This window comes from Azospirillum sp., assembly GCF_035627195.1.
Taxonomy (GTDB): domain Bacteria; phylum Pseudomonadota; class Alphaproteobacteria; order Azospirillales; family Azospirillaceae; genus Azospirillum.
This window is the reverse complement of record NZ_DASPMG010000084.1, coordinates 16,503-36,548: the sequence shown is the minus strand read 5'-3', so window position 1 is coordinate 36,548 and position 20,046 is coordinate 16,503. Positions and strand designations below refer to the sequence as shown.

21 protein-coding genes are annotated in these 20,046 nt (G+C 68.3%); 7 read left to right on the top strand and 14 right to left on the bottom strand.

Going from position 1 to position 20,046, the window contains the following annotated elements:
• On the bottom strand, nt 1-421 hold a 421-nt coding region (locus tag VED21_RS07485; RefSeq protein ID WP_414638161.1), incomplete at its 3' end, for a diaminopimelate epimerase.
• Between the two features lie 172 nt (nt 422-593).
• Between VED21_RS07485 and VED21_RS07480 the strand changes: the two genes are divergently transcribed.
• Nucleotides 594-860 carry a DUF4242 domain-containing protein gene (locus VED21_RS07480; protein ID WP_324881703.1) on the top strand — a complete coding sequence of 89 codons (267 nt, stop codon included), beginning with the start codon at nt 594-596 and terminating at the stop codon, nt 858-860.
• On the opposite strand, the gene VED21_RS07475 is transcribed toward VED21_RS07480, so the two are convergent.
• From VED21_RS07475 to VED21_RS07465, 3 genes are read right to left on the bottom strand one after another with little or no spacing between them, the layout of a single operon-like run.
• Nucleotides 847-1,326 carry a GtrA family protein gene (locus VED21_RS07475; RefSeq protein WP_324881701.1) on the bottom strand — a complete coding sequence of 160 codons (480 nt, stop codon included), beginning with the start codon at nt 1,324-1,326 and terminating at the stop codon, nt 847-849. The genes VED21_RS07480 and VED21_RS07475 overlap by 14 nt on opposite strands.
• Nucleotides 1,323-2,366, bottom strand: a complete 1,044-nt coding sequence (locus tag VED21_RS07470; protein WP_414638160.1) for a glycosyltransferase family 2 protein — start codon at nt 2,364-2,366, stop codon at nt 1,323-1,325. The genes VED21_RS07475 and VED21_RS07470 overlap by 4 nt, the downstream gene beginning before the upstream one ends.
• Before the next feature lie 31 nt (nt 2,367-2,397).
• The gene (locus VED21_RS07465) at nt 2,398-3,999 is read right to left on the bottom strand and encodes a hypothetical protein (RefSeq protein WP_324881700.1); all 1,602 of its coding nucleotides are present in this window, start codon (nt 3,997-3,999) and stop codon (nt 2,398-2,400) included.
• 182 nt (nt 4,000-4,181) lie between these two features.
• On the opposite strand from VED21_RS07465, the gene leuD reads away from it, so the two are divergent.
• Both leuD and leuB read left to right on the top strand, forming a co-directional pair.
• Nucleotides 4,182-4,793, top strand: coding sequence for a 3-isopropylmalate dehydratase small subunit (gene leuD / locus VED21_RS07460; protein ID WP_324881699.1), 612 nt, complete (start codon nt 4,182-4,184; stop codon nt 4,791-4,793).
• A 97-nt stretch (nt 4,794-4,890) separates the two neighbouring features.
• Nucleotides 4,891-6,006, top strand: coding sequence for a 3-isopropylmalate dehydrogenase (gene leuB / locus VED21_RS07455; protein WP_324881698.1), 1,116 nt, complete (start codon nt 4,891-4,893; stop codon nt 6,004-6,006).
• Between the two features lie 67 nt (nt 6,007-6,073).
• Here the strand turns inward: leuB and VED21_RS07450 are convergent, their stop codons facing one another.
• From VED21_RS07450 to VED21_RS07425, 6 genes are all read right to left on the bottom strand, one after another.
• Nucleotides 6,074-6,361 carry a general stress protein gene (locus VED21_RS07450; protein ID WP_324881696.1) on the bottom strand — a complete coding sequence of 96 codons (288 nt, stop codon included), beginning with the start codon at nt 6,359-6,361 and terminating at the stop codon, nt 6,074-6,076.
• A 68-nt stretch (nt 6,362-6,429) separates the two neighbouring features.
• On the bottom strand, nt 6,430-7,077 hold the full coding sequence (locus VED21_RS07445; RefSeq protein WP_324881694.1) for a DUF3226 domain-containing protein: 648 nt from the start codon (nt 7,075-7,077) through the stop codon (nt 6,430-6,432).
• Entirely contained in the window at nt 7,074-8,270 is a 1,197-nt protein-coding gene (locus VED21_RS07440; protein WP_324881693.1) for an AAA family ATPase, read from the bottom strand. Before VED21_RS07440 ends, VED21_RS07445 begins: the two co-directional genes overlap by 4 nt.
• A 77-nt stretch (nt 8,271-8,347) precedes the next feature.
• Nucleotides 8,348-9,295, bottom strand: coding sequence for a GSCFA domain-containing protein (locus tag VED21_RS07435; RefSeq protein ID WP_324881692.1), 948 nt, complete (start codon nt 9,293-9,295; stop codon nt 8,348-8,350).
• A 4-nt stretch (nt 9,296-9,299) separates the two neighbouring features.
• Nucleotides 9,300-10,181 carry a CoA ester lyase gene (locus tag VED21_RS07430; RefSeq protein ID WP_324881691.1) on the bottom strand — a complete coding sequence of 294 codons (882 nt, stop codon included), beginning with the start codon at nt 10,179-10,181 and terminating at the stop codon, nt 9,300-9,302.
• A gap of 231 nt (nt 10,182-10,412) precedes the next feature.
• On the bottom strand, nt 10,413-10,838 hold the full coding sequence (locus VED21_RS07425) for a hypothetical protein (RefSeq protein ID WP_324881690.1): 426 nt from the start codon (nt 10,836-10,838) through the stop codon (nt 10,413-10,415).
• Between the two features lie 263 nt (nt 10,839-11,101).
• Here VED21_RS07425 and pdxY point away from each other — a divergent pair, with 263 nt between their 5' ends.
• Together pdxY and VED21_RS07415 are read left to right on the top strand one after the other, a co-directional pair.
• Nucleotides 11,102-11,962: a pyridoxal kinase PdxY gene (pdxY, locus tag VED21_RS07420; RefSeq protein ID WP_324881689.1), complete on the top strand. Its 861-nt coding sequence runs from the start codon at nt 11,102-11,104 to the stop codon at nt 11,960-11,962.
• Nucleotides 11,959-12,603, top strand: coding sequence for a VOC family protein (locus VED21_RS07415; protein ID WP_324881688.1), 645 nt, complete (start codon nt 11,959-11,961; stop codon nt 12,601-12,603). The genes pdxY and VED21_RS07415 overlap by 4 nt, the downstream gene beginning before the upstream one ends.
• A gap of 2 nt (nt 12,604-12,605) precedes the next feature.
• Here the strand turns inward: VED21_RS07415 and VED21_RS07410 are convergent, their stop codons facing one another.
• The 3 genes from VED21_RS07410 to VED21_RS07400 form a co-directional block, all read right to left on the bottom strand.
• Nucleotides 12,606-13,334: a glutathione S-transferase family protein gene (locus VED21_RS07410; RefSeq protein ID WP_324881687.1), complete on the bottom strand. Its 729-nt coding sequence runs from the start codon at nt 13,332-13,334 to the stop codon at nt 12,606-12,608.
• A 96-nt stretch (nt 13,335-13,430) separates the two neighbouring features.
• Nucleotides 13,431-13,556, bottom strand: a complete 126-nt coding sequence (locus VED21_RS07405; protein ID WP_324881686.1) for a hypothetical protein — start codon at nt 13,554-13,556, stop codon at nt 13,431-13,433.
• Nucleotides 13,557-13,789: 233 nt separating this feature from the next.
• A complete protein-coding gene (locus tag VED21_RS07400; protein WP_324881685.1) occupies nt 13,790-16,024 on the bottom strand; it encodes an ATP-binding protein in 2,235 nt (744 codons plus the stop codon).
• Nucleotides 16,025-16,393: 369 nt separating this feature from the next.
• Between VED21_RS07400 and zapE the strand changes: the two genes are divergently transcribed.
• Both zapE and VED21_RS07390 read left to right on the top strand, forming a co-directional pair.
• Complete coding sequence (gene zapE, locus VED21_RS07395; protein ID WP_324881684.1) at nt 16,394-17,524, top strand: cell division protein ZapE; 1,131 nt, start codon at nt 16,394-16,396, stop codon at nt 17,522-17,524.
• A gap of 139 nt (nt 17,525-17,663) precedes the next feature.
• Nucleotides 17,664-18,125, top strand: coding sequence for a hypothetical protein (locus VED21_RS07390; RefSeq protein WP_324881683.1), 462 nt, complete (start codon nt 17,664-17,666; stop codon nt 18,123-18,125).
• A 372-nt stretch (nt 18,126-18,497) separates the two neighbouring features.
• On the opposite strand, the gene VED21_RS07385 is transcribed toward VED21_RS07390, so the two are convergent.
• The gene (locus VED21_RS07385; protein WP_324881682.1) at nt 18,498-19,943 is read right to left on the bottom strand and encodes a sigma-54 interaction domain-containing protein; all 1,446 of its coding nucleotides are present in this window, start codon (nt 19,941-19,943) and stop codon (nt 18,498-18,500) included.
• Between the last annotated feature and the right edge of the window lie 103 nt (nt 19,944-20,046).

Below are 20,046 nucleotides of genomic sequence, written 5' to 3'. Positions count from 1 at the left end.
TGGGCAGGTGCAGCGTGTCCATCGCCTCCGCCAAAGGGATGGCGGTCCACTCCAGCCGGGCCGGACCCATGTCCACGGTCACGCGGCTCGGACCGGCGCGGTGCGCCACCAGCGGTCCGCACACCGTCTCGAACACGGCGCTGTCCGCACCCGTCTCTTCCATCAAGAGCCAGCCGACGCAGCGCGCGGCGTTGCCGCACGCCTCCACCTCGCCGCCGTCGGCGTTGCGGATGCGCATCAGCGCGGTCGAGCCTTCGGTGCGCGGCGGTTCGACCACGATGAACTGGTCGCAGCCGACACCGGTCTTGCGGTCGGCAATCGCCCGCACCTCCGCCTCGTCCGGGGCGTAGGGCTGGTGGCGGGCGTCGATCACGACGAAGTCGTTGCCGAGCCCGTGCATCTTCAGGAAGTCGCGCGTCATGACCGCCGTTATATGGCGAGCAGGGCTTCTGAGTCCATGGGGCGCCCTCTCGAAAGCCTTGTCCGAACGGGCGGTCGGCTATGCCCTCGTGGTGTGGCGTCTCCTCCGATGCACCGCATCCGGGTGGCGGCGGCCGTGCGATACTCGGCATGGTTCATTCAGGGAGGGAACCATGACCGTTTACATGGCCGAGAGGAACCTCAAGGGCATCAGCATGGACGACCTCGCCGCCGCGCAGCGGCGCGCCATCGACACCGCGCGCCAGATGTCGGAGCAGGGCACCCAGGTCCGCTACATCCGCAGCATGTTCGTGCCGGACGAGGGGCGCTGCGAATGCCTGTTCGCCGCCGACGACGCGGAGACGGTCCGCGCGCTGAACGACAAGGCGGGCCTGCCCTACACCCGCGTGGTGGAGGCGATGGACCTCACACCCCCTTGAACACCATCTTCTTGGACGCGGTGAAGTTGAACACCATGCCGGCCAGCGAGCCGACGGCCACCGCCAGGATGGGGTGGGTGGTGAACGGCTCGTCGAAGGCGATGCAGCCGGCGTAGGCGATGTAGTTGACGACACCGCCCACCGAGTTGGCGGCGATGAATTTGGCCCACTGCCGGTGCAGCGGCTCGTCATGCGCGCCCCGGAAGGTGAAGCTGCGGTTGAGCGCCCAGGTGGCCGTCGCCGCCGCCAGGAACGAGGGGATGCGCGCGACCAGGAAGCCCCATTCCTCGTGCGTCTCCAGCCCGGCGCCGAACAGCAGCGCGTACAGCACCGCGCTGTCGACCAGCATGCCGACGACGCCGACCAGCCCGAACTTGCCGAACTGGTAGGCGAGCCCGCCCAGCCGCGCCCCCAGCAGGCGCGTCAGCAGCCCGTTCACCCAGTCGAGCAGGAAACCGTCGCTCATGCGCCCATCCGATCGTGGGTCCTGTCGTGGAGCAAGGTCGCCCCCGGGGCGGGAATGGTCAGGTAGCGCAGCCGCTTCATTTCGCGCCGTCCGTGCGTCACCGTGTCGAGGATGAGCCCGCAGGTCAGGCTCAGGAAGGCCAGCAGCGCCAGCCCGGTCGCCAGGACGGCGGTGGGCAGGCGGGGCACCAAGCCGGTCTGCATGTAGGTCACCAGCACCGGCACTGCCAGCCCCAGGGCGGCGAGCAGCAGCAGCCCGAAGAGGGTAGCGAAGAAGGGCAGCGGCCGCTCCTCCTTCACCAGGACCAGGATGGTGCGCAGGATGCGGAAGCCGTCACGGAAGGTGCGCAGCTTGCTCACCGACCCCTCCGGCCGGTCCTTGTACGGCGTCTTCACCTCGGCGATGGGCATGCGCAGTTCCAGCGCGTGCACGGTGAACTCCGTCTCCGTTTCGAACCCGGCGGCCAGTGCCGGGAACGTCTTGACGAAGCGGCGGGAGAACACGCGGTAGCCCGACAGCATGTCCTGGATGCGGTGGCCGAACACCTGCGCCACCATGCCGGTCAGCACCCGGTTGCCCAGCCGGTGGCCGGGGCGGTAGGCGGCGACGATCTCCGTCACCCGCTGGCCGTTGACCATGTCCAGCTGCTCCTCCCACAGCCGCGTCACCATCAACGGGGCGGAGGGCGCGTGGTAGGTGTCGTCGCCGTCGACCATCACGTACACGTCCGCCTCGATGTCGGCGAACATGCGGCGCACCACGTTGCCCTTGCCCTGCAGCGGCTCGTGCCGGACCACGGCGCCGGCCGCCGTGGCGACCTCCACCGTCCGGTCGGAGGAGTTGTTGTCGTAGACGTAGATCGTGGCGTCCGGCAGGTGCGCCTTGAAGTCCCGGATGACCGTCCCGATCGCCGCCTCCTCGTTGTAGCAGGGGATCAGCACCGCCACGATGGGGGCGGCCGGGGCGGCGCCCGTCGTGGCGGTGGGGCGTTCGAGGGCGGAGACGGTCATGGCGCGGGCCTTGGCCTGGGGAGGGGGCATGGTTTCCGGATAAACACCACAAACCACTCCCTCATTCCACTCTCTCGCGGTGCACCGCGCAGAGGTTGAGCGGCTCGCCCAGATTGTTCGGAATGACGCGGCAGTCGCCGGCGTCCAGCGTCAGGCCCATCAGCGCCGCCGCCTTGGCCGCGCCGGGCGTGTCGGGGATGGTGCTCAGCATCAAGAAACGCCCCCGGTGCTCCCGCACCCGTTTCTGCACGACGCCCAGGTAGCCGTTTCCCACCGAGTCCGGCTGCAGGAAGTTGGACTGGATGCGCACGAAGGGGACCTGCGGCGGGAACAGCGGCACGACGTGGGAGATCGCCCAGTAGCCGGCCATCAGCACCATGGTCTCGTCCGGCCTCTCGACGGGCGGCACGTCGGCCTCCACCCACTGCCGGCTCCACGGCACGCGGCCCCAGTCGGCGGCGGTCACCGTGGCCTGCACGGCCAGCAGAAGCACGCCCGCCAGAAGCGCCTTGGCCGCGCGCGGCGCCGGCAGCAGCCCGGCCGCCATGACGATGGCCAGCGGGGCCAGCATCTCCATCGGCACCAGATAGCGGTAGATGCCGAACATGTACGCCCACACCGCGTACGCCACCGCCAGCGCCGTCAGCAGGTAACGCGTGGCGGCGGCATGCGTGAAGATCTCGCCGCGCGGCGCCGGCAGCCGCGCCAGCGCCGCCACCGGCACCAGCACGTACAGCACCAGCACACGCAGGTCGAACCACGGCACCTCCCCCACCCGCAGCGGCTGGAATGTGAAGAGGACGGGGAACAGCACCCGCTCCCACAGCGCCTCGGGGAAGAATGACGTGTTGCGGTAGTCGTCGGGGGCCGCGAAGGGCGAGCGGAAGATGTGGTTCATGTGCGGGAACAGCGGGTTCCCGTACTCCTGCCACAGGTGCGCCATCCAATACCCGCCGAACAGCGCGATGCCGGCCAGCACCCCCACCCCGAAGAAGAAGGCCAGCCACAGCCGCCGCCAGTATCCGCACGGCAGAACCAGGAAGGCCAGGCACAGCCCGACCGCGTACATGACGGACGTGTTCTTCAGCCCCATCGCCGCCCCGGCCAGCAGCCCCGCCACGGCGACGCGCGCGAACGCCGGCGCCGGCGGACCGTCCAGCAGCCGCGGCAGCCCGGCCAGCACCACCAGTGCCGCGCCCAGCACGCCCAGGCTGGTGACGTTGTCGTAGAAGGTCGTGCCCAGCAGGCCCAGCGTGCCGCCGCCCAGCCCCGCCATCGCCGCCAGCGCCACGGCCAGCCATACCCGTTTCCCCTCGTCCGGCACGCGCAGCGTCACCAGCGCCAGCGCGAAGGCCAGGGAGACGTTGATCCCCTGCACCGCGCCCAGCAGGAACCCCGCCGCGCGCGCCGGCAGGTGCGTGGCGGCCAGATAGAACGGCACGTCGATCAGCGGGTTGTAGAAGCTGGGCATCTGTGCCACCAGCCGGTCGAAGCCGATGCGCCCGTTCAGGAAGGCGTAGGCGTTGTACCAGTGGTAATTGCGCAGGTCCCAATTGGCGTCCATGCCGAAGGACAGCGTCAGCGCGCCGTAGGCCAGCGGCGCCAGGACCAGGAAGGCAAGCGCGATGGCGCGCGCGCGGCGGTCGTCTTCGGGCAGGATCATCGATGCACGCGTGTGGAAAGGGGCGGGGCTGTTCTTGTTAGGTGAAGGGGTGTGTGCCCGGCAAGGGCGGAGCGCGAACCGTGGTTACGTCACACTCCCTCTGGCATCGGCGGCGCCAGTCTGCTATTCAGCGAAACTCTCGCCGGCTCGTGGCCGGCCACGCGCGCGACAGGCATTCAGCGATGGAAAAGTTCACCGTTCTCACCGGCGTTGCGGCGCCGCTGCCGATGATCAACGTCGACACCGACATGATCATTCCCAAGCAGTTCCTGAAGACGATCAAGCGCACCGGGCTGGGCAAGCACCTGTTCGAGGAGATGCGCTACACGCCCGACGGCCAGGAGGTTCCGGAGTTCGTCCTGAACAAGCCGGCCTACCGTGGCGCCAGGATCCTGGTGGCCGGCGACAACTTCGGCTGCGGCTCCTCGCGTGAGCATGCGCCGTGGGCGCTGGCCGACTTCGGCATCCGCTGCATCATCGCGCCCAGCTTCGCCGACATCTTCTACAACAACTGCTTCAAGAACGGCATCCTGCCGATCAAGCTGCCGAAGGAGCAGGTCGATCTGCTGCTCGACGACGCGCAGCGCGGCGCCAACGCCACCGTCACGGTGGATCTCGAGAAGCAGGAAATCACCGGGCCGGACGGCGGACGGATCAAGTTCGACCTGGATCCGTTCCGTAAACATTGCCTGCTCAACGGGCTGGACGACATCGGGCTGACGCTGCAGCAGGTGGACTCCATCGATGCGTACGAGAGCAAGCTGCGCACGAGCCAGCCCTGGGTGGCGCTGTAACACACGCGTGGACGGCGCGCGGGCGGAACCCGTTTCCGGCCGCGCGCCGACCCGCGGCAAACCTTTCACGTGAATTTCCGAAGCGGAGTGCGTGCACATGCCCGCCAACAAGAAGATCCTGTTTCTGCCGGGCGACGGTATCGGCCCGGAAGTGATGCGCCAGGTGCGCCGCGTCATCGACTGGATGGACCGCCGGCGCAAGGTGACCTTCGACGTGGTCGAGGGGCTGGTCGGCGGTGCGGCCATCGACGCCCACGGCGTGCCGCTGTCGGACGAGACGCTGGCCGACGCGCTGGCGGCGGACGCGGTGATGCTGGGCGCCGTCGGCGGCCCGAAGTGGGACAACCCCACCGACTATATGAAGCGCCCGGAAGCCGGCCTGCTGAAGCTGCGCAAGGAACTGGGCCTGTTCGCCAACCTGCGCCCGGCGGTGGTGTTCGACGCGCTGGTCGACGCCTCGACCCTGAAGCCCGAGGTCATCAAGGGCCTCGACATCATGATCGTGCGCGAGCTGACCGGCGGCGTGTACTTCGGTGAGCCGCGCGGCATCGAGGACATCGGCAACGGCGAGCGTCGCGGCATCAACACCCAGGTCTACACCACGTCGGAAATCCGCCGCGTGGCGGCCGTGGCCTTCGAGCTGGCGCGCAAGCGCGGCAACAAGGTCCACTCCATGGAAAAGGCCAACGTCATGGAGTCCGGCCTGCTGTGGCGCCAGGAGGTGACGAAGCTGCACCAGGAGCAGTATTCGGACGTCACGCTGGAGCACATGTACGCCGACAACGGCGCCATGCAGCTCTTGAAGAATCCCAAGCAGTTCGACGTGATCGTCACCGACAACCTGTTCGGCGACATCCTGTCGGACGAGGCGGCGATGATGACCGGCTCGCTGGGCATGCTGCCGTCGGCCTCGCTGGGTGCGGCGGACGCCAACGGCCAGCGCAAGGCGATGTACGAGCCGGTGCACGGCTCCGCCCCGGACATCGCGGGCAAGGACCTCGCCAACCCGTGCGCGACGCTGCTGTCCTTCGCCATGGCGCTGCGCTACTCGTTCAACCTGGACGAGGACGCCAAGCTGCTGGAGACGGCGGTGCAGAACGTGCTGGGCGGCGGCATGCGGACGGCCGACATCATGGCGCCGGGCATGGCCCGCTGCTCGACCACGGTGATGGGCGACTCGATCATGCGCGAGATGGACAAGCTGGCCGCCTGACCGGCGCCGACTTGAACGAGAAAAGGCCCTCTCCCGCACGGGAGAGGGCCTTTTTCGTTGTAAAGCGTCAGTCGCCTTCTGTGCGCTCGGCACCGCGGCCGCCATGGCTGGCCTGGCCGCCCTTGCGCCCGGCTTCCGCCGCGAGCGAGGGATTGCGCGAGAAGCTGCGCGCCTGGGCCGGAACGCTGCGCCCGCCCTTCCGGCCCGCCTCGGCGGCGAGTTCCGGATTGCGCGAGAAGCTGCGTTTCGACGCAGGCACGCTTTCACCGCCCTTGCTGGCGATCTGACGCTGCCGGTCCCGATCCATGGACGCAAAGCCGCGGTTCGACGTGCGCCCGTTGTCTTTCGAGGCCATCTCCAACCTCCACCTATGCCACGTGCCTGACAACCGGGCCGGCGGAGGTTGGTTCCACACGTCGTAAATCAGGCGGGGACGGGGGCCGGTTCGATCTCGAACAGCGCGCGCAGCCAAGCAAGTAGAGCGTCGACGCCGGGGTGCTCCGGGTTCACGTAGCCCTTGCCGATCGCCGCTCCCATCGGCGTGCCCGGGTCCTCCCGCCACGCCAGCCACGTCTGGACCTCGGCCTTGATGCGGTGCTGCGGCTTGAAAAGCGTGTGCCCGTTCGGGATCGCGTCGATGGACGCCTGGGCATGGGCGAGGAGAACGTCATCGTGCGGGATGAGCGAGCGAAAGAAGTGCTCCAGCACCCCCGGTGACAGATTGTCCGGCAACATCCAGACGCCGACGCGCACACCGGTGGCGGTCGTGGCGATGGCGCCGGTGTTCGGAGCATTTTCGGGCAGGTCGAGGACACCGACCGATAAGAGACGCTTTCGCACCTCGCGCCAGCGCTTGGCGTGGTCGCTGTCGGCATCCACGATCATGCCGAGGTGGGTCAGGGCCGTGTTGTTGCGCAGGCTGACCTCGGCATAGCGGAGCAGATCGGGAAAGCCGTTCCGCTCGACGACATCGAACGCCTCCGGCAAGCCACGCCGTTTGAAGATGCCGCAGGCAAGATGGAAGTCGTCGGGCCCTTCGACGAGCAGTTGGCGGGATGGAGACTGGCTCATCGGACCTCGATCTTCTCGCGCGTGATGTAGGCCAGTTCGTCACCTGTGATGGAAACGGCCTTTAGCTCCGGACCACGATTGTCGAGGCGAATCAGGTAGGCCGGTTCGCGGCTGCGGCTGGCCGCCTGTTGGAACGCCTCGATGCAGTCGTAGCTGTGCGTCGTCGCGAACACCTGGACATTCAGGCGCTCGGCGAGGGTGAAGACGATTTCCCAGACCTTGGATTGAACGGACCAATGAAGACCGTTCTCGAGTTCGTCTATGAGAATTGCGCGATCGGGCTGGCATGCCAAGGCCAAAGCTAATCCCAGGGTTCTTACCGTACCGTCTCCAAGCTCCTTTAGAGGAAGTGGCATACTCATTCCATCGACCCTAGCCACAAACCGACGTCCTCCGATGTCAGCGGCATCACCAATCACTCCTAGGCGCTGGATTTCCTTGGTAAGAATCTTAATTGCTGAAATAACCTCATCTTCCAAGTCGGTAAGCGAGACCCGATCCCACATGGCTGCGGCCTGTGAGTTTGAGAGCCCTGATTGAGGAATGTTGGTGCAGCTATCTTTGGTGAGGGTGTCCTCGTCTATATTAATAATGGTGAGAACGGGAAATCCTTTATTGTCATCCGTAAGAATAAATTCTCTTATTTCCCTAATATCTCTCGATATAACTAGGCTTGGTTGCGCATTTATCGTGAATCTCTCGGATTCTCGATTTGTCATTTTTCCGGTGGACATCTCGTATTCGCCGAGAAGGCCTTCTTTAGAAAAACGAATGTGAAGACTTTCTCTGGAGTAAGGGCCGATTGATATGGGGTGGTCTATGTTGCTTATCTTTGGCCTTCCGTGAAAAATGTTTTCAACTAAATATTTTATCCGCGCAGGTGCTGTGCCGGTTCCAGAAAGTCCGTTAATGGCTCGGGGTCTGTACTCATCTCTCCTGTCGAATATATCTTGAATAGCCTCTGGTGCCCCGTCGGTAAAGTAAAGATGCAACGCTTCCAGCAGAGACGACTTCCCAACCCCATTCTTCCCCACGATCAAGTTCACCCGCCCGAGCTTCGGGATGGTCAGTTCCTTGAAGCCGCGGAAGTTCTCGATGCGCAGGGACGGCAGCAGCAGGGGGCTGCTCTCCTGCGGCGATTCCGGCGGGTCCTGCGGGATCGGCGGCGGGGTGCCGGGGTCGTTGGCGTCCATGGTGAAAACCTCCCGTTTGCGGGGATGCTACACCAATCAATATGGGAGCCAAGGGGCATTCGCCCCTCGGGTCTGCCTCACTCCGCCACGCAATAGTGCTTCTCGAACGCCATCATGATGCGCATCACCACCTCCGGCCTGACGTGGCGGTTGTCGGCGTCGAAGGGGTCGGTCAGGAACTCCTTTACGATCTCGAACGACGGGAAGTAGTGCAGGCGCGCATCCGCCGCCCGTTCGCGCATCAGTTCGTCCACCGCCACGCGCAGGATGGCCTTCGACACGGAATTGGCGGTCAGGCAGGACACCGGGCGGAAGGTCGCCATCAGCGGGATGGGCGACAGGGTGAAGATCACGTGCGCCTCCGGGCGCCACTTGCGGATCAGGTCCACGATGCGCGTCAGGTTGGCGCGGTTCTCCTCCACCGTGCTGATGCGGAAGCCGTGGATCGATTCGTCGAAGTCGGATGCGGGGATGGCGCGCCAGAACGCCTCGCCATTGCGCTTGTCGTACCAGATCTCCGACAGGCCCAGCGTGATGATGAAGACGTCGGTGGACTGGATGATCGCCCGCGTCTCGTCGCGGATGGCGGGGTCGACGGGGGCGATCTCCTTGTTCGGGCCGTGCCACAGGTTGTCGGGCATCGGCTTGCCCTCCAGCGCCCATTCGAACTGCTGGAGGATGGCGAAGCTGTTCACGATGCCTTCGCCGAAGCGGATGATGTGCGCGTGCACGTCCAGGTGCCGGCCGTGCACGGCATAGCCGCGCTGGGCCAGGTACTCCGCCACGTGGGCGGCGAAGCAGCTGCCGAAGGCGGTGATCGGTGCCGTCCGCCCGATGAACGGCGTGGGCGGCAGCCAGCCGTGCAGCAGATAGCGCTCCAGCGCGTCCGGCTCCTTCAGGTCGGCCTTGGAGGGGATGAAGTTGGTGTGCTCCCCCCGGTACCAGGAGCCGTTGAAGGTCTCCACCCGGCCGTGGCGGGTGATGGAGAGGCGCGGCAGGTGGTTGAGCGATGCGCCGTCCGACATGGCTTCAGGCCCCCGCTTCCAGCGCCGCGATGGCCTCGGCCATCGCCACGAGGCGGCGGGCGTTCTCCACGTGCAGGTTCTCGATCAGCTTGCCGTCCACCAGCAGCACGCCCTTGCCCTCGGCCACCGCCGCCGCGTGCGCCTCAATGATGCGGCGGGAGAAGGCGACCTCGTCGGCGCTGGGCGCGAACACGGCGTTGCACACGGCCAGCGTCTTCGGGTGGATCAGCGTCTTGCCGTCGAAGCCCAGCTCCAGCCCCTGGCGGCAGGCGTGCGCGAAGCCCTCGTCGTCCGCCAGATCCAGGTGCACGCCGTCGAGGATGGCGAGGCCATAGGCGCGCGCCGCCAGCAGGCACAGCCCCAGGCTGGTGATCATCGGCAGCCGGTCGCGCGTGTGCGCCGCGTGCAGGTCCTTGGCGAGGTCGGAGGTCCCCATGACCAGCGCGCCGAGCTTCGCCGAGGCTCCGGCGATCTCCCGCACATTCAGCATCGCCATGGGGGTTTCCATCATGCACCAGATGCGCTGCCCCTCGGGCGCGCCGTGGGCGCGCAACACCGCCTCGGCCTGGCGCACCGTGTCGGCGCTTTCCACCTTGGGCAGCAGCACGGCGTCGGCGCCGCTGCCGGCGGCCATCACGAGGTCGTCGTAACCCCACTGCGTGGACAGCGCGTTGACGCGCACCACCAGTTCCCGCCCGCCGTAGCCGCCGGCGGCAATCGCGGCCTTGATGGTGGCGCGCGCCTCGGCCTTGGCATCCGGCGCCACGGCATCCTCCAGGTCGAGGATCAGCGCGTCGGCGGGCAGGGTGCGGCCTTTTTCCAGTGCGCGGGCGTTGGAGCCGGGCATGTAGAGCACGCTGCGGCGCGGGCGGACGGTCATGGCCATGGCGGAGTCTCCCCCTCGGTCCCGGTGGCGGTTTCTCCGCACCTGCTTACCGGGGAGCGCGGCGGGTGTCCATGCGGTTCCCGCAACGCGCGCAGTGGGGGAGGGGAATAGAGACACGGATGGACACGGATGCCCGCCGAGCGGGCCACGGATGAACACGGATGATGATAATTCTTAATCCGTGTTCATCCGACCCCATCCGTGTTCATCCGTGTCAAAAATTCTCTAGGATCAGGCCGCGCAGGCGGAGGCGGCGGAGCGCACGGCGCGGAAGGTGGTCAGTTCGCGGGTCAGGGCGGCGCGGGTCTCGGCGTCGGTGCCGCGGACGATGGCGGCGGCCTCGCCGGGGCGGAGGCTGACGGGGTTCAGCGTCTCCAGCGTGCCGACGCGCACCTTGGTCGCCTCGATGCAGGAGCAGGCGCGCCGCCGGGCGGGGCAGCCGAAGCAGGTCTCGCGCGCCGACTCGCCCAGGCGCTGGTCGGCCAGCGGGGTCATGGCGTCGAAGGCGTCGATGGCGGCGACGATGGCGTCGGCGTGCTCCATGGCGTCGCCCAGCAGGTCGACCGCGCCGTGCGGCTGCAGAACCACCGGGCCGGAGAGCAACACCGGGGCGGCGTTGCTGGTGCGCAGCTTCATGCGAAGGAACTCGACGGCCATGGCTCCAACCCCTCGACGATCATGTCGTTTGTGCACTGCGAAACTATCATCCGGCGTTGCGCGGCCGAAGCGGAATCGGGTTTCGATTTCCAGGATTCTGGTTTTCACTCTGTAATCGGGCTGTGCATCCCTAAACATTCGGGGCGCAGACAAATAATGCTGAAAGACCGGCCGTCACGAAGGGCAGCCGTGCCGCCGCCGCATGGCCCGCGGCGCATCCGCGGCATGGACGGGCGCGGACGCTTCGCATAGGCTTTCCGGCCATGAAGACCGTGCTTTCCATCCAGTCCCACGTCGCGTTCGGTTACGTCGGCAACCGGGCCGCGGCGTTTCCCCTGCAGCGGCTGGGCCACGACGTCATCGTCGTGAACACCGTGCAATTCTCCAACCACACCGGATACGGTGCGTGGACCGGGCAGGTCTTCACGGCCGAGCACATCGTCGACGTCATTGACGGCGTGGCGGAACGCGGCGGCATCGACGCCTGCGACGCGGTGCTGTCCGGCTACATGGGCGACGCGGCGCTGGGCCAGGTGATCGTCGAGACGGCGGCGCGCGTGAAGGCGGCCAACCCGCGCGCGGTCTACTGCTGCGATCCCGTCATGGGCGACGTCGGGCGCGGCTTCTTCGTGCGGCCGGGCATCCCCGACTTCATGAAGGCGCACGCCGTGCCGGCCGCCGACGTCGTCACCCCCAACCAGTTCGAGCTGGAGTTCCTTACCGGCCGCACGGTGGGCTCGCTGGCCGACGCGCTGGACGCCACGGCGGCGCTGCGCGCGCGAGGCCCGCGCGTGGTGCTGGTCACCAGCCTGACGCGCGCCGAGGCGCCGGCCGACCGGATCGAGATGCTCGTGGACACCGCCGACGGCGCCTGGGTGGTGGCGACGCCGCGCCTGCCGCTCGACCCGCCGCCCAACGGGGCCGGCGACGCCGTGGCCGCGCTGTTCCTCGCCCACTACCTGAAGGCGTTCGACGCGGCGGCGGCGGTGGAGCAGGCCTCCGCCGCCATCTACGCCGTGTTCGAGGAGACGCGCCGGCGCGGCAAGCGCGAGCTGCAGCTGATCGCCGCGCAGGACGAGCTGGTGGCCCCGCGCACCGTCTTCCGGGCCGAGAAGGTGCGGTGAGCGCGCCGGACCTCTGCCACGTCTTCGTCTTCGTCACGCCCGGCGCGCCGGAGGCGGCGGGGCTGGGCGCCGCCGGTCTGCGCGAAAGCTTCCGCCGCGCCCATCCGGGGCAGGGGACGGCGAACGCCTGCTGGTGCTTCGACAACGCCTACCTGGAGCTGCTGTGGGTGGACGACGCGGCGGCCGTGTCCGGCCCGCCGATCGCCCGCACGTGTCTGGCAGAGCGGGCACGCTGGCGCGAGACGGGGGCGTCGCCGTTCGGCATCGCCGTGCGCGGCGCCATGCCCTTCGCCGCCTGGGACTACCGTCCGCCGTACCTCCCGGCCGGCCTGTCCATCCCGGTGGCGCTGTCGTCGGAGGACCCACGCCAGCCGTTCCTTTTCCGCTCCCCCGGTGATGCCAGGCCGGACGCCTGGACCGATGGCCGCGCCGGTGACCGTCAGGCCGCCGCCGGCTTGGCGGAGATCGCCGGCGTGCACCTGGACCTGTCGGCCCCGCCCACGGACGATCTGCGCACGCTGGAAGCCGCCGGGCTGCTGACGCTCGGCCATGCCGGGGCGCCGCGCATGGTGCTGACCCTGTCCCGCCGCGACGGCGGTCCGGCCCGGCGCCTGTCCCTGCCGGATTTCCGGTGGGAGTGACGCTACCCCACCAGCTCCGGCTTCCCGGCCTTGGCCAATTCGGTGTCCATGCGTTCCAGGTAGGCGGCGAAGGTTGCGCAGGCGCGGGCGCGGCGGGTCAGCGGGTCGTCGAAGGGGACGCGCATCACGCTGACCAGGAAGGCGTAGAGCGTCGCGTCGGCCGAGCTGGGGCGGTTGGCGACGGCGAAGGGGCGCTCCTTCATCAGCACGGCGAGTGCGTCCAGGTCGGCGACGCCCAGTGCGAAGACCTCGTCGCGCGCGTGGCGGCCGTAGCCCTGGCCGTGCAGGCTGCGCCGCACGCTGCGGCGGACGATGCCCGGCAGGATGGCGCGCACGGGCGCCGGCATGCGCTTGAAGAACGCGTCCTCGATGATCCGCCAGCCGGCATCCTCGATCCAGCGGGCGTAGACCATGGCGAAGTACAGGCTCTCCTCGCAGGTGCGGCGCATGAGGTGGCCCAGCGCCCGCTGCTCCGCCGTCAGTTCGCGGTCGAGGGGATCGCCGTGCACGGCGCGCAGGTGATCGATGATGAACCCGCTGTCGGCGACGACGCGCCCATCCTCCACCCCGTCGCCCACGATGTAGGGCAGCTTGCGCTTCGGCGCCCGGAACGACGCGCTGGTGACGGCGCGGTACGGCAGCCCGGCCAGGCGGAGATAAGTCTCCACCTTCAGGCAGAACGGGCTGGGGTTGATGCCCCAGGCCCTGGGAAATTGGTGGAGAACGATCATCGCACGCCCCATTGCGCCATGGTGTCGGCGACAGGGTAATGCGCGGGTGGCGGGGCGGCCACCCTTTTTCAGCCGCCGCGTGCGATGCGGGAACGATCAGTGCAGCAGGCTGGCGAGCGTCAGCGCGGTGCCGGCCAGCAGCGCGCTGGCGGCGGTGACGGTCCAGCCCTCCACCCCCGTCCGGGCGGCGGCGCGGGCGAGCGTTTTCTTGTGACGCAGCATGGCGGCCTCCTCATACCGGCGGCGCTTGATCGCTTCCATCGAGCGCCGCCGGTGAAACCCGACAGCCCCTTGCGCAGCAAGGGGCGAGAGGGTGATGCGGATGGCGCCTTCAGGCGCCGGCCGTATCACCGTGTTATCCTTACGAGAGGATGGTCCGCGTGCCCGTCCGCGTCCAATCGCTTGTCCCGATCGCAGCGATAGGCCAGGACAATCGACAGGGGCCGATCGCTGGCTTACTCTGCCGCTTCCGTTTCCTTCTCGGCGTCCGCCGGCCCCGTCGCGTCGGCGGTCAGGACCCGGCTGGCGGGCAGGCGGGCGGTCATGGTGGTGCCCACGCCGACGGCGCTGTCGCAGGCCAGCGTGCCGCCGTGCAGTTCCATGAAGTTCTTGGAGATCGACAGGCCCAGCCCGGTGCCCTCGTAGCGGCGGCTGGCCGAGTTGTCGGCTTGGCGGAACGGCTCGAACAGGTGCTCCATGAACTCCTTGGGGATGCCGATGCCGGTGTCGGCCACCGACACGGCAAGGCCGCCGTCCTCGCCGACCGCGGCGCGCACGGCGACGCTGCCGCCCTCGGGCGTGAACTTCACGGCGTTGGACATCAGGTTCAGCAGCACCTGCTTGAAGGCGCGCCGGTCGGCCCAGACGTGCGGCAGGCGCCCGGTAATCTCGTTGCGCAGCTCGATGCCGCCGTCCTGGGCGCGGTCGCGCACCATCATCAGGCACTGCGCCACCGCCTCGGCCGGGTCCATCACCTCTTCCGTCAGCTCGTACCGGCCGGCCTCGATCTTCGACATGTCGAGCACGGCGTTGACGATGTCCAGCAGGTGCTTGCCGCTGTCGTGGATGTCCTTGGCGCAGGACTTCTGCCGGTCGTTCAGCTTGCCGAAGAACTCGCTGTCCAGAATCTCCGAAAAGCCGATGATGGCGTTCAAGGGGGTGCGCAGCTCGTGGCTCATGTTCGCCAGGAACTCGGACTTGGCGCGGTTGGCCATTTCCGCCTGGCTCTTGGCGGCCAGCAGCTCCGCCTCCTTCTGCTTGCGCACGGTGATGTCGCGGATGACGCCGACGAACACGCGCGACGGGCCGGACTCCTGGTCGCCGCCGTGCAGCACCAGCTCGCTGACCGCGAGGTTCATCGGGAAGGTGGTGCCGTCGCGGCGCAGCGCCAGAACCTCGCGGTCCTGCCCGATGATGCGCGAGGCGCCGGGCCTGTACTCCTGCATCCAGCGGCCGTGGTCGGCGCGGAACCCTTCGGGGATGAGCAGGCCGACGCTCTGCCCCACCGCTTCCGCCTCGGTGTAGCCGAACATGCGCTCCGCCGCCGGGTTGAACGTCTCGATGCGGCCGCGGGCATCGATGGTGACCACCGCGTCCATCATGGATTCCAGGATGCCGCGGATGCGGCGCGACGCGCGCGCCAGCTTCGCCTGGTCCTGTTCGCGCCGCTGCTGCTGGCTGACCACGTACCAGGTGAGCATGGCGATGGCCGAGATCATCGCCACCAGGATGAAGGTCCAGGCCGCGGTGTCGCGCCGCCAGTCGGCCAGCGCCACGTCCTCTGGCAGGGTGGTGATGACGACCAGCGGGAAGTCGCGCGCATGGCGGAAGCTGACGATGCGCCCCTGGCCTTCGCGCGGCGCCACGAGGTCGAGCGTGCCGTCCCGGCGCGCGGCGACCGCGGCGGCCAGTTCCGGCCAGTCGGACAGGCCGCGCACCACCGGCAGCCCGCCCGGCGTCCCGCCCGGCGGCTGCTGTGCCAGCACGGTGCCGTCGTCCAGCGCCAGCGTCGCCGTGCCGTGCGCCGACGTGCGCAGGTCGGCGAGGCTGGTGTTCAGGTATACGGTGTCCAGCAGGATCACCAGCACCCCGCCGAAGCCGCCGTCGGGGGTGGTGAGGCGGCGGCTCAGCGGGACCACCGACTTGCCGGGGAAGACGCGGCTGGCGGTCGGCGCGCCGATGTAGAGCCCGGCGTCCGCGTTCGCGCGGTGCACGGCGAAATAGCCGCGGTCGGAGAGGTCGACGTCGGGCGGGCTGGTGTCGGCCGAGTGGTGCAGGATCCGGCCGTCGGGGCCGACCACCACGATGGCGGTGATCTGCGGGAACGCCTCGGTGCGGTCGTTCAGGTAGCGGTACACGCCGTCGGCCGCGCGCTGGCGCGCGTCCGCGCGGATGCTCAGCACGTAGGCGATGTCGGTGAACAGCCGGTCGGCGCCGGCCACGGCGTGGACCGTCTGCTCCTCCAGCATGCGGGCGAGGTGCTGCACGGTCTGCCGCGCGTGGTCCTTCGCCTCGCCGTGGTGCTGCCAGACGCCGAAGCCGATCAGGGCGCTGACCACCAGGATGAAGGCGATGCCCGAGGCGACCATGAGAAAGCCGACCGACGCCAGCGCGCCGCCGCCGATGCCGCCGCGCCCACCCGTGGCCGGGCGCCGTACGGCCGCTTCGCTGCCGCGATCCCCGCTGGACATGTGCCCACTGGACATGTGAACGAACGCTGCTCCGTGCGCGGTGGCCGTGCCGCGTGCGCGGCCGGTCGGGAAGGCCGCACCCTAGGCGGGGACCGATCGTGCGATCAATCGGTAATCGCCGGCTGCGGCCCGGACACAGGGAATATGTTTGCGCCACGATCCTTAAGGAACATTGACCCTGCGCACGTTCCGGGCATTTGTTCGTCCCCATCCGCCATCCTCCCTCCCCGCGCATGAAGGCGGGGCGGCGGACTCGCCCCAGCGGAGTCGCCCAGCGGAGTCGCCCGGCGGACTCGCATTGCGCCGCGGCACGCCATCCGCTAGGTAAGGGACCTCCGCCCGTCCCCGTCCGCAGCCCCCGTTCCTGCCATGACCGAAGGACCGCTTTCGCTCTACCGTGCCCGGCGCGGCCAGGGAACGCTGCGCCCGGATCCCGACCAGGAACTGGCCGCCGAGAAGCTGCAGAGCCTGTATCACGCGCTGAAGAACTATCGCCCGCAGACCGGCAAGGTCGGCTGGCGCGAGCGCTTCGGCCTCGCCCGCCGGCCGGAACCGGTGGAGGCGCCGCAGGGGCTGTACATGTACGGCGGCGTTGGACGGGGCAAGTCCATGCTGATGGACCTGTTCTTCGAGACCGCCCCGGTGGAGCGCAAGCGCCGCGTCCATTTCCACGCCTTCATGTTGGAGGTGCACCGCCGCATCCACGAATACCGCCAGGGCCGCGGCAAGGGGCAGGGGCCGGACGACGCGCTGCCCGAGCTGGCGCGCCAGATCGCGGACGAGGCGTGGCTGCTGTGTTTCGACGAGTTCCACGTGGTGGACATCGCCGACGCCATGATCCTGGGCCGGCTGTTCACCAACCTGTTCGACCTGGGCGTCGTGGTGGTCGCGACCTCCAACTGGGCGCCGGACCTGCTGTACAAGGACGGCCTGCAGCGCGAGCTGTTCCTGCCCTTCATCGCGCTGTTGAAGGAGAAGCTGGACGTGCTGGCGCTGGAGGGGGCGGTCGACTACCGCCTCGACCGGCTGAAGGGCAAGCCGGTGTACTTCCAGCCGCTGGGCCCGGCGACGGACCAGCGGATGAAGGAGACCTTCACCATGCTGACCGACGGCGAGGCGGGGGCCTGCACGCACCTGCTGGTCCAGGGCCGGCGCGTGGACATCGAGCGCGCGGCGCGCGGCGTGGCCTGGGTGGATTTCTGGGACCTGTGCGGCAAGCCCTTCGGCGCCGCCGACTTCCTGGCGATCGCCACGCATTTCCACACGGTTCTGATCGACGACGTGCCGAAGATGAGCGACGAGAAGCGCAACGAGGCCAAGCGCTTCATGACGCTGATCGATGCGCTGTACGAGCACAAGGTGAACGTCGTCATCGCCGCCGACGGCCCCCCCGAACGCCTCTACCCCGAAGGCCGCCACGCCTTCGAATTCGAGCGCACGGTGTCACGCCTGATGGAGATGCAGAGCGAGGACTATCTGGCGCGGCAGCATCTGACGTAGGCAGGCGGCTGGGGAAAGCACGGGGCTTTGTGGCGCGGCTCACAGCGGCGGTTCCGGGGAACGGGTAGGGTCTGTCCACCGACAACGCGCCGGACCGACACGGCCCCGGCCCCACCCAGACCCGAAAGGAACCGCCACCATGATCCGCCACACCCTGTTCGCCGCCGCCGCCGTCCTGTGCCTGTCCGCCCCCGCCATGGCGCAGAACGTCGTTTCCGCCAACAACACCGCCGCCGGCATCGGCAACGTCGCCGTCCAGCAGGCGATGACCAAGCAGTTCGGCGGCGGCGGCCTGTTCGGCGGCTCGAACACGGCCTCCATCAACAACACCGCGGCCGGCATCGGCAACGTCGCCAAGCAGGGTGTCATGACCATGCAGGGGGCCGGCGGCGGGCGCCTGCTGGGCGCGCCGGGGCTGCCGGGCGGCGCCAACACGGCGGTTCTCGGCAACACGGCGGCCGGCATCGGCAACAAGGCGGTGCAGCAGGGCATGGTCTTCCAGGGCGCGGGCTTCGGCACCGCCAACACGCTGGCCGGCCAGAACACCGCCGCCGGCATCGGCAACTTCGCCGGCCAGAGCCTCTTCTCCGTCCAGCGCTGATCGGACAGCATCGTCTGCGCCGCCCGGAAGCGATGCTTCCGGGCGGCGTTCACGTGTCGAGATGATACTGATAAGCTATTTTGCTTCCGTATCGGATGGCTCGTGAGGTCCCGTCGGCCGCCGGACGGTGGTCGTCAGGGCGCGTTCATTCCTGGAAACGCAGACGTTCACCGGTGGATCGGGCAATGTGGAGCGTTGAAAGGTGGCCCCGGCGGACCGCCGGATTCCCTGCCATTACCCTCTGAAGCTGCTGAAACGCTGAGTTTGGCACGGTCCAGCGCGGCTGTCGCCGTCGTTGTCGGGCTGATCCGGCGAAAGGCGGTCGTCTCCGAAGCGGCGCTCGGCCGGCACGGCCCCGCCTCGCCGACACCGTCATGATCCGGGTTTGTCTCGGCCGTCCCAATCCGATGGGATGTCGTGTTTGCGCAATTTCGCGTAGAGGTTGGTGCGTGACAGGCCAAGGTTCCGTGCGGCCTCGAACTTGTTGCCGTGCGTCTCCTTGAGCGCGGCGAGGATGAGCGACCGCTCCAACTCGTCGACCGCTTCGGAGAGCGGGCGACCGGCACCCGGTGAGGCCGGGCGATGGACGGCGGCTTTCGGGAGGATGTCCGTGAAGTCCTCGGCCGTGATGGTCTCTCCTTCGGTGCGCACGCAGACCTGTTCGATGACGTTGGCCAGTTCGCGGACGTTGCCGGGCCAGTCGTATCCATGCAGCACGCCGAGCGCCGACGGCGTCAGGTCGCGCATCGGCTGGTGGAGACTCATCGCCGTCCTTTCCAGGAAGAGGGAGGCGAGGATCTCCAGATCCTCCTTGCGTTCCCGCAGCGCCGGCAGGTGGATGGGAAAGACGTTGAGCCGGTAGTAAAGGTCCGACCGGAACGCGCCGCTGCGCACCATCTCCGGCAGTGGACGGCTGGTCGCCGCGATGATCCGCACGTCGACCTTGACGATCTGGTTGGATCCGAGCGGCTCGACCTCACGCTCCTGCAGCGCGCGCAGCAGCTTGCCCTGAAGCGGCAGCGGCATGTCGCCGATTTCATCGAGGAACAGCGTGCCGCCGTGCGCCAGCTGGAACTTTCCGGGCCGCGGCTGGCGCCCGGCTCCGGTGTACGCGCCGGGAGCGACGCCGAAGAACTCGGCCTCCAGCAGGCTTTCGGGAATGGCCGCGACGTTGATGCCGACGAAGGGGTGGTCGCCGCGGTCCGACGCGGCGTGGATCGCGTGCGCCACCAGTTCCTTGCCGGTCCCCGTCTCGCCCAGCAGCAGCACCGCCGAATGGATCTGTCCCGCCTTGCGCACCAGCCGTTTCACCTGGAGCATCGCGGGGCTGAAGCCGATCAGGTTCTCGACCGTGTACTTCGACGCCCGGCTTGAGGCGAGTTCCCGTTCCATGCGGGCCAGGCGCGACTGCAGCTTGTTGAAGCGGTCGGCGATCGGCCGGAGGTAGGTGAGGCTGTTCTTCAGGGCGAAGGCGAGGGCGCCGATGACCTCCCCCTGCCCGTCGCGCAACGGCAGGCGGCTCACCAGCAGCGTGTGCTCGCCGTAGCGCATGATGTCGAGCGGAAGCGAGCGGCCGGTTTCCACCACCTCGCGCATCCGGCTGTGCGGGATGACGCGCTCGACCGGCTGTCCCACGATGTCCGCCGGCGAGCGGAATCCCAGCGACGCCATCTGCTTGTCGTTGAACCAGACGTGCTTGTCGTTGGACCAGACGATGCGCGCGTCCCGATCGACCAGGATGGCGCCGTCGATCATCTCGTCTATCATCGCCATCAAGGCGCGCGCCGCAGCGAACTGCTCGTCCCGTCCCGTCGGCATGGCCTGCGTTCCCCTGCTTCGCCGCCTGTCAATATTCTGAACAGTATCTGTCAAAATCCGGCACACGGCGAGAGCGCTGATTTGCTGGGGCTGCGCATGGCAT

Coding starts and splice junctions, on each gene's coding strand:
- VED21_RS07390 (WP_324881683.1), top strand. CDS start 17,664: ATGATCCGCCACACCCTGTTCGCCGCCGCCGCCGTCCTGTGCCTGTCC.
- VED21_RS07385 (WP_324881682.1), bottom strand. CDS start 19,943: ATGCCGACGGGACGGGACGAGCAGTTCGCTGCGGCGCGCGCCTTGATG.
- zapE (WP_324881684.1), top strand. CDS start 16,394: ATGACCGAAGGACCGCTTTCGCTCTACCGTGCCCGGCGCGGCCAGGGA.
- VED21_RS07465 (WP_324881700.1), bottom strand. CDS start 3,999: ATGATCCTGCCCGAAGACGACCGCCGCGCGCGCGCCATCGCGCTTGCC.
- VED21_RS07445 (WP_324881694.1), bottom strand. CDS start 7,077: ATGAGCCAGTCTCCATCCCGCCAACTGCTCGTCGAAGGGCCCGACGAC.
- leuB (WP_324881698.1), top strand. CDS start 4,891: ATGCCCGCCAACAAGAAGATCCTGTTTCTGCCGGGCGACGGTATCGGC.
- VED21_RS07425 (WP_324881690.1), bottom strand. CDS start 10,838: ATGGCCGTCGAGTTCCTTCGCATGAAGCTGCGCACCAGCAACGCCGCC.
- VED21_RS07440 (WP_324881693.1), bottom strand. CDS start 8,270: ATGGACGCCAACGACCCCGGCACCCCGCCGCCGATCCCGCAGGACCCG.
- VED21_RS07450 (WP_324881696.1), bottom strand. CDS start 6,361: ATGGCCTCGAAAGACAACGGGCGCACGTCGAACCGCGGCTTTGCGTCC.
- VED21_RS07410 (WP_324881687.1), bottom strand. CDS start 13,334: ATGATCGTTCTCCACCAATTTCCCAGGGCCTGGGGCATCAACCCCAGC.
- VED21_RS07475 (WP_324881701.1), bottom strand. CDS start 1,326: ATGAGCGACGGTTTCCTGCTCGACTGGGTGAACGGGCTGCTGACGCGC.
- VED21_RS07435 (WP_324881692.1), bottom strand. CDS start 9,295: ATGTCGGACGGCGCATCGCTCAACCACCTGCCGCGCCTCTCCATCACC.
- VED21_RS07400 (WP_324881685.1), bottom strand. CDS start 16,024: ATGTCCAGCGGGGATCGCGGCAGCGAAGCGGCCGTACGGCGCCCGGCC.
- pdxY (WP_324881689.1), top strand. CDS start 11,102: ATGAAGACCGTGCTTTCCATCCAGTCCCACGTCGCGTTCGGTTACGTC.
- VED21_RS07470 (WP_414638160.1), bottom strand. CDS start 2,366: ATGCCCCCTCCCCAGGCCAAGGCCCGCGCCATGACCGTCTCCGCCCTC.
- VED21_RS07480 (WP_324881703.1), top strand. CDS start 594: ATGACCGTTTACATGGCCGAGAGGAACCTCAAGGGCATCAGCATGGAC.
- leuD (WP_324881699.1), top strand. CDS start 4,182: ATGGAAAAGTTCACCGTTCTCACCGGCGTTGCGGCGCCGCTGCCGATG.
- VED21_RS07405 (WP_324881686.1), bottom strand. CDS start 13,556: ATGCTGCGTCACAAGAAAACGCTCGCCCGCGCCGCCGCCCGGACGGGG.
- VED21_RS07430 (WP_324881691.1), bottom strand. CDS start 10,181: ATGGCCATGACCGTCCGCCCGCGCCGCAGCGTGCTCTACATGCCCGGC.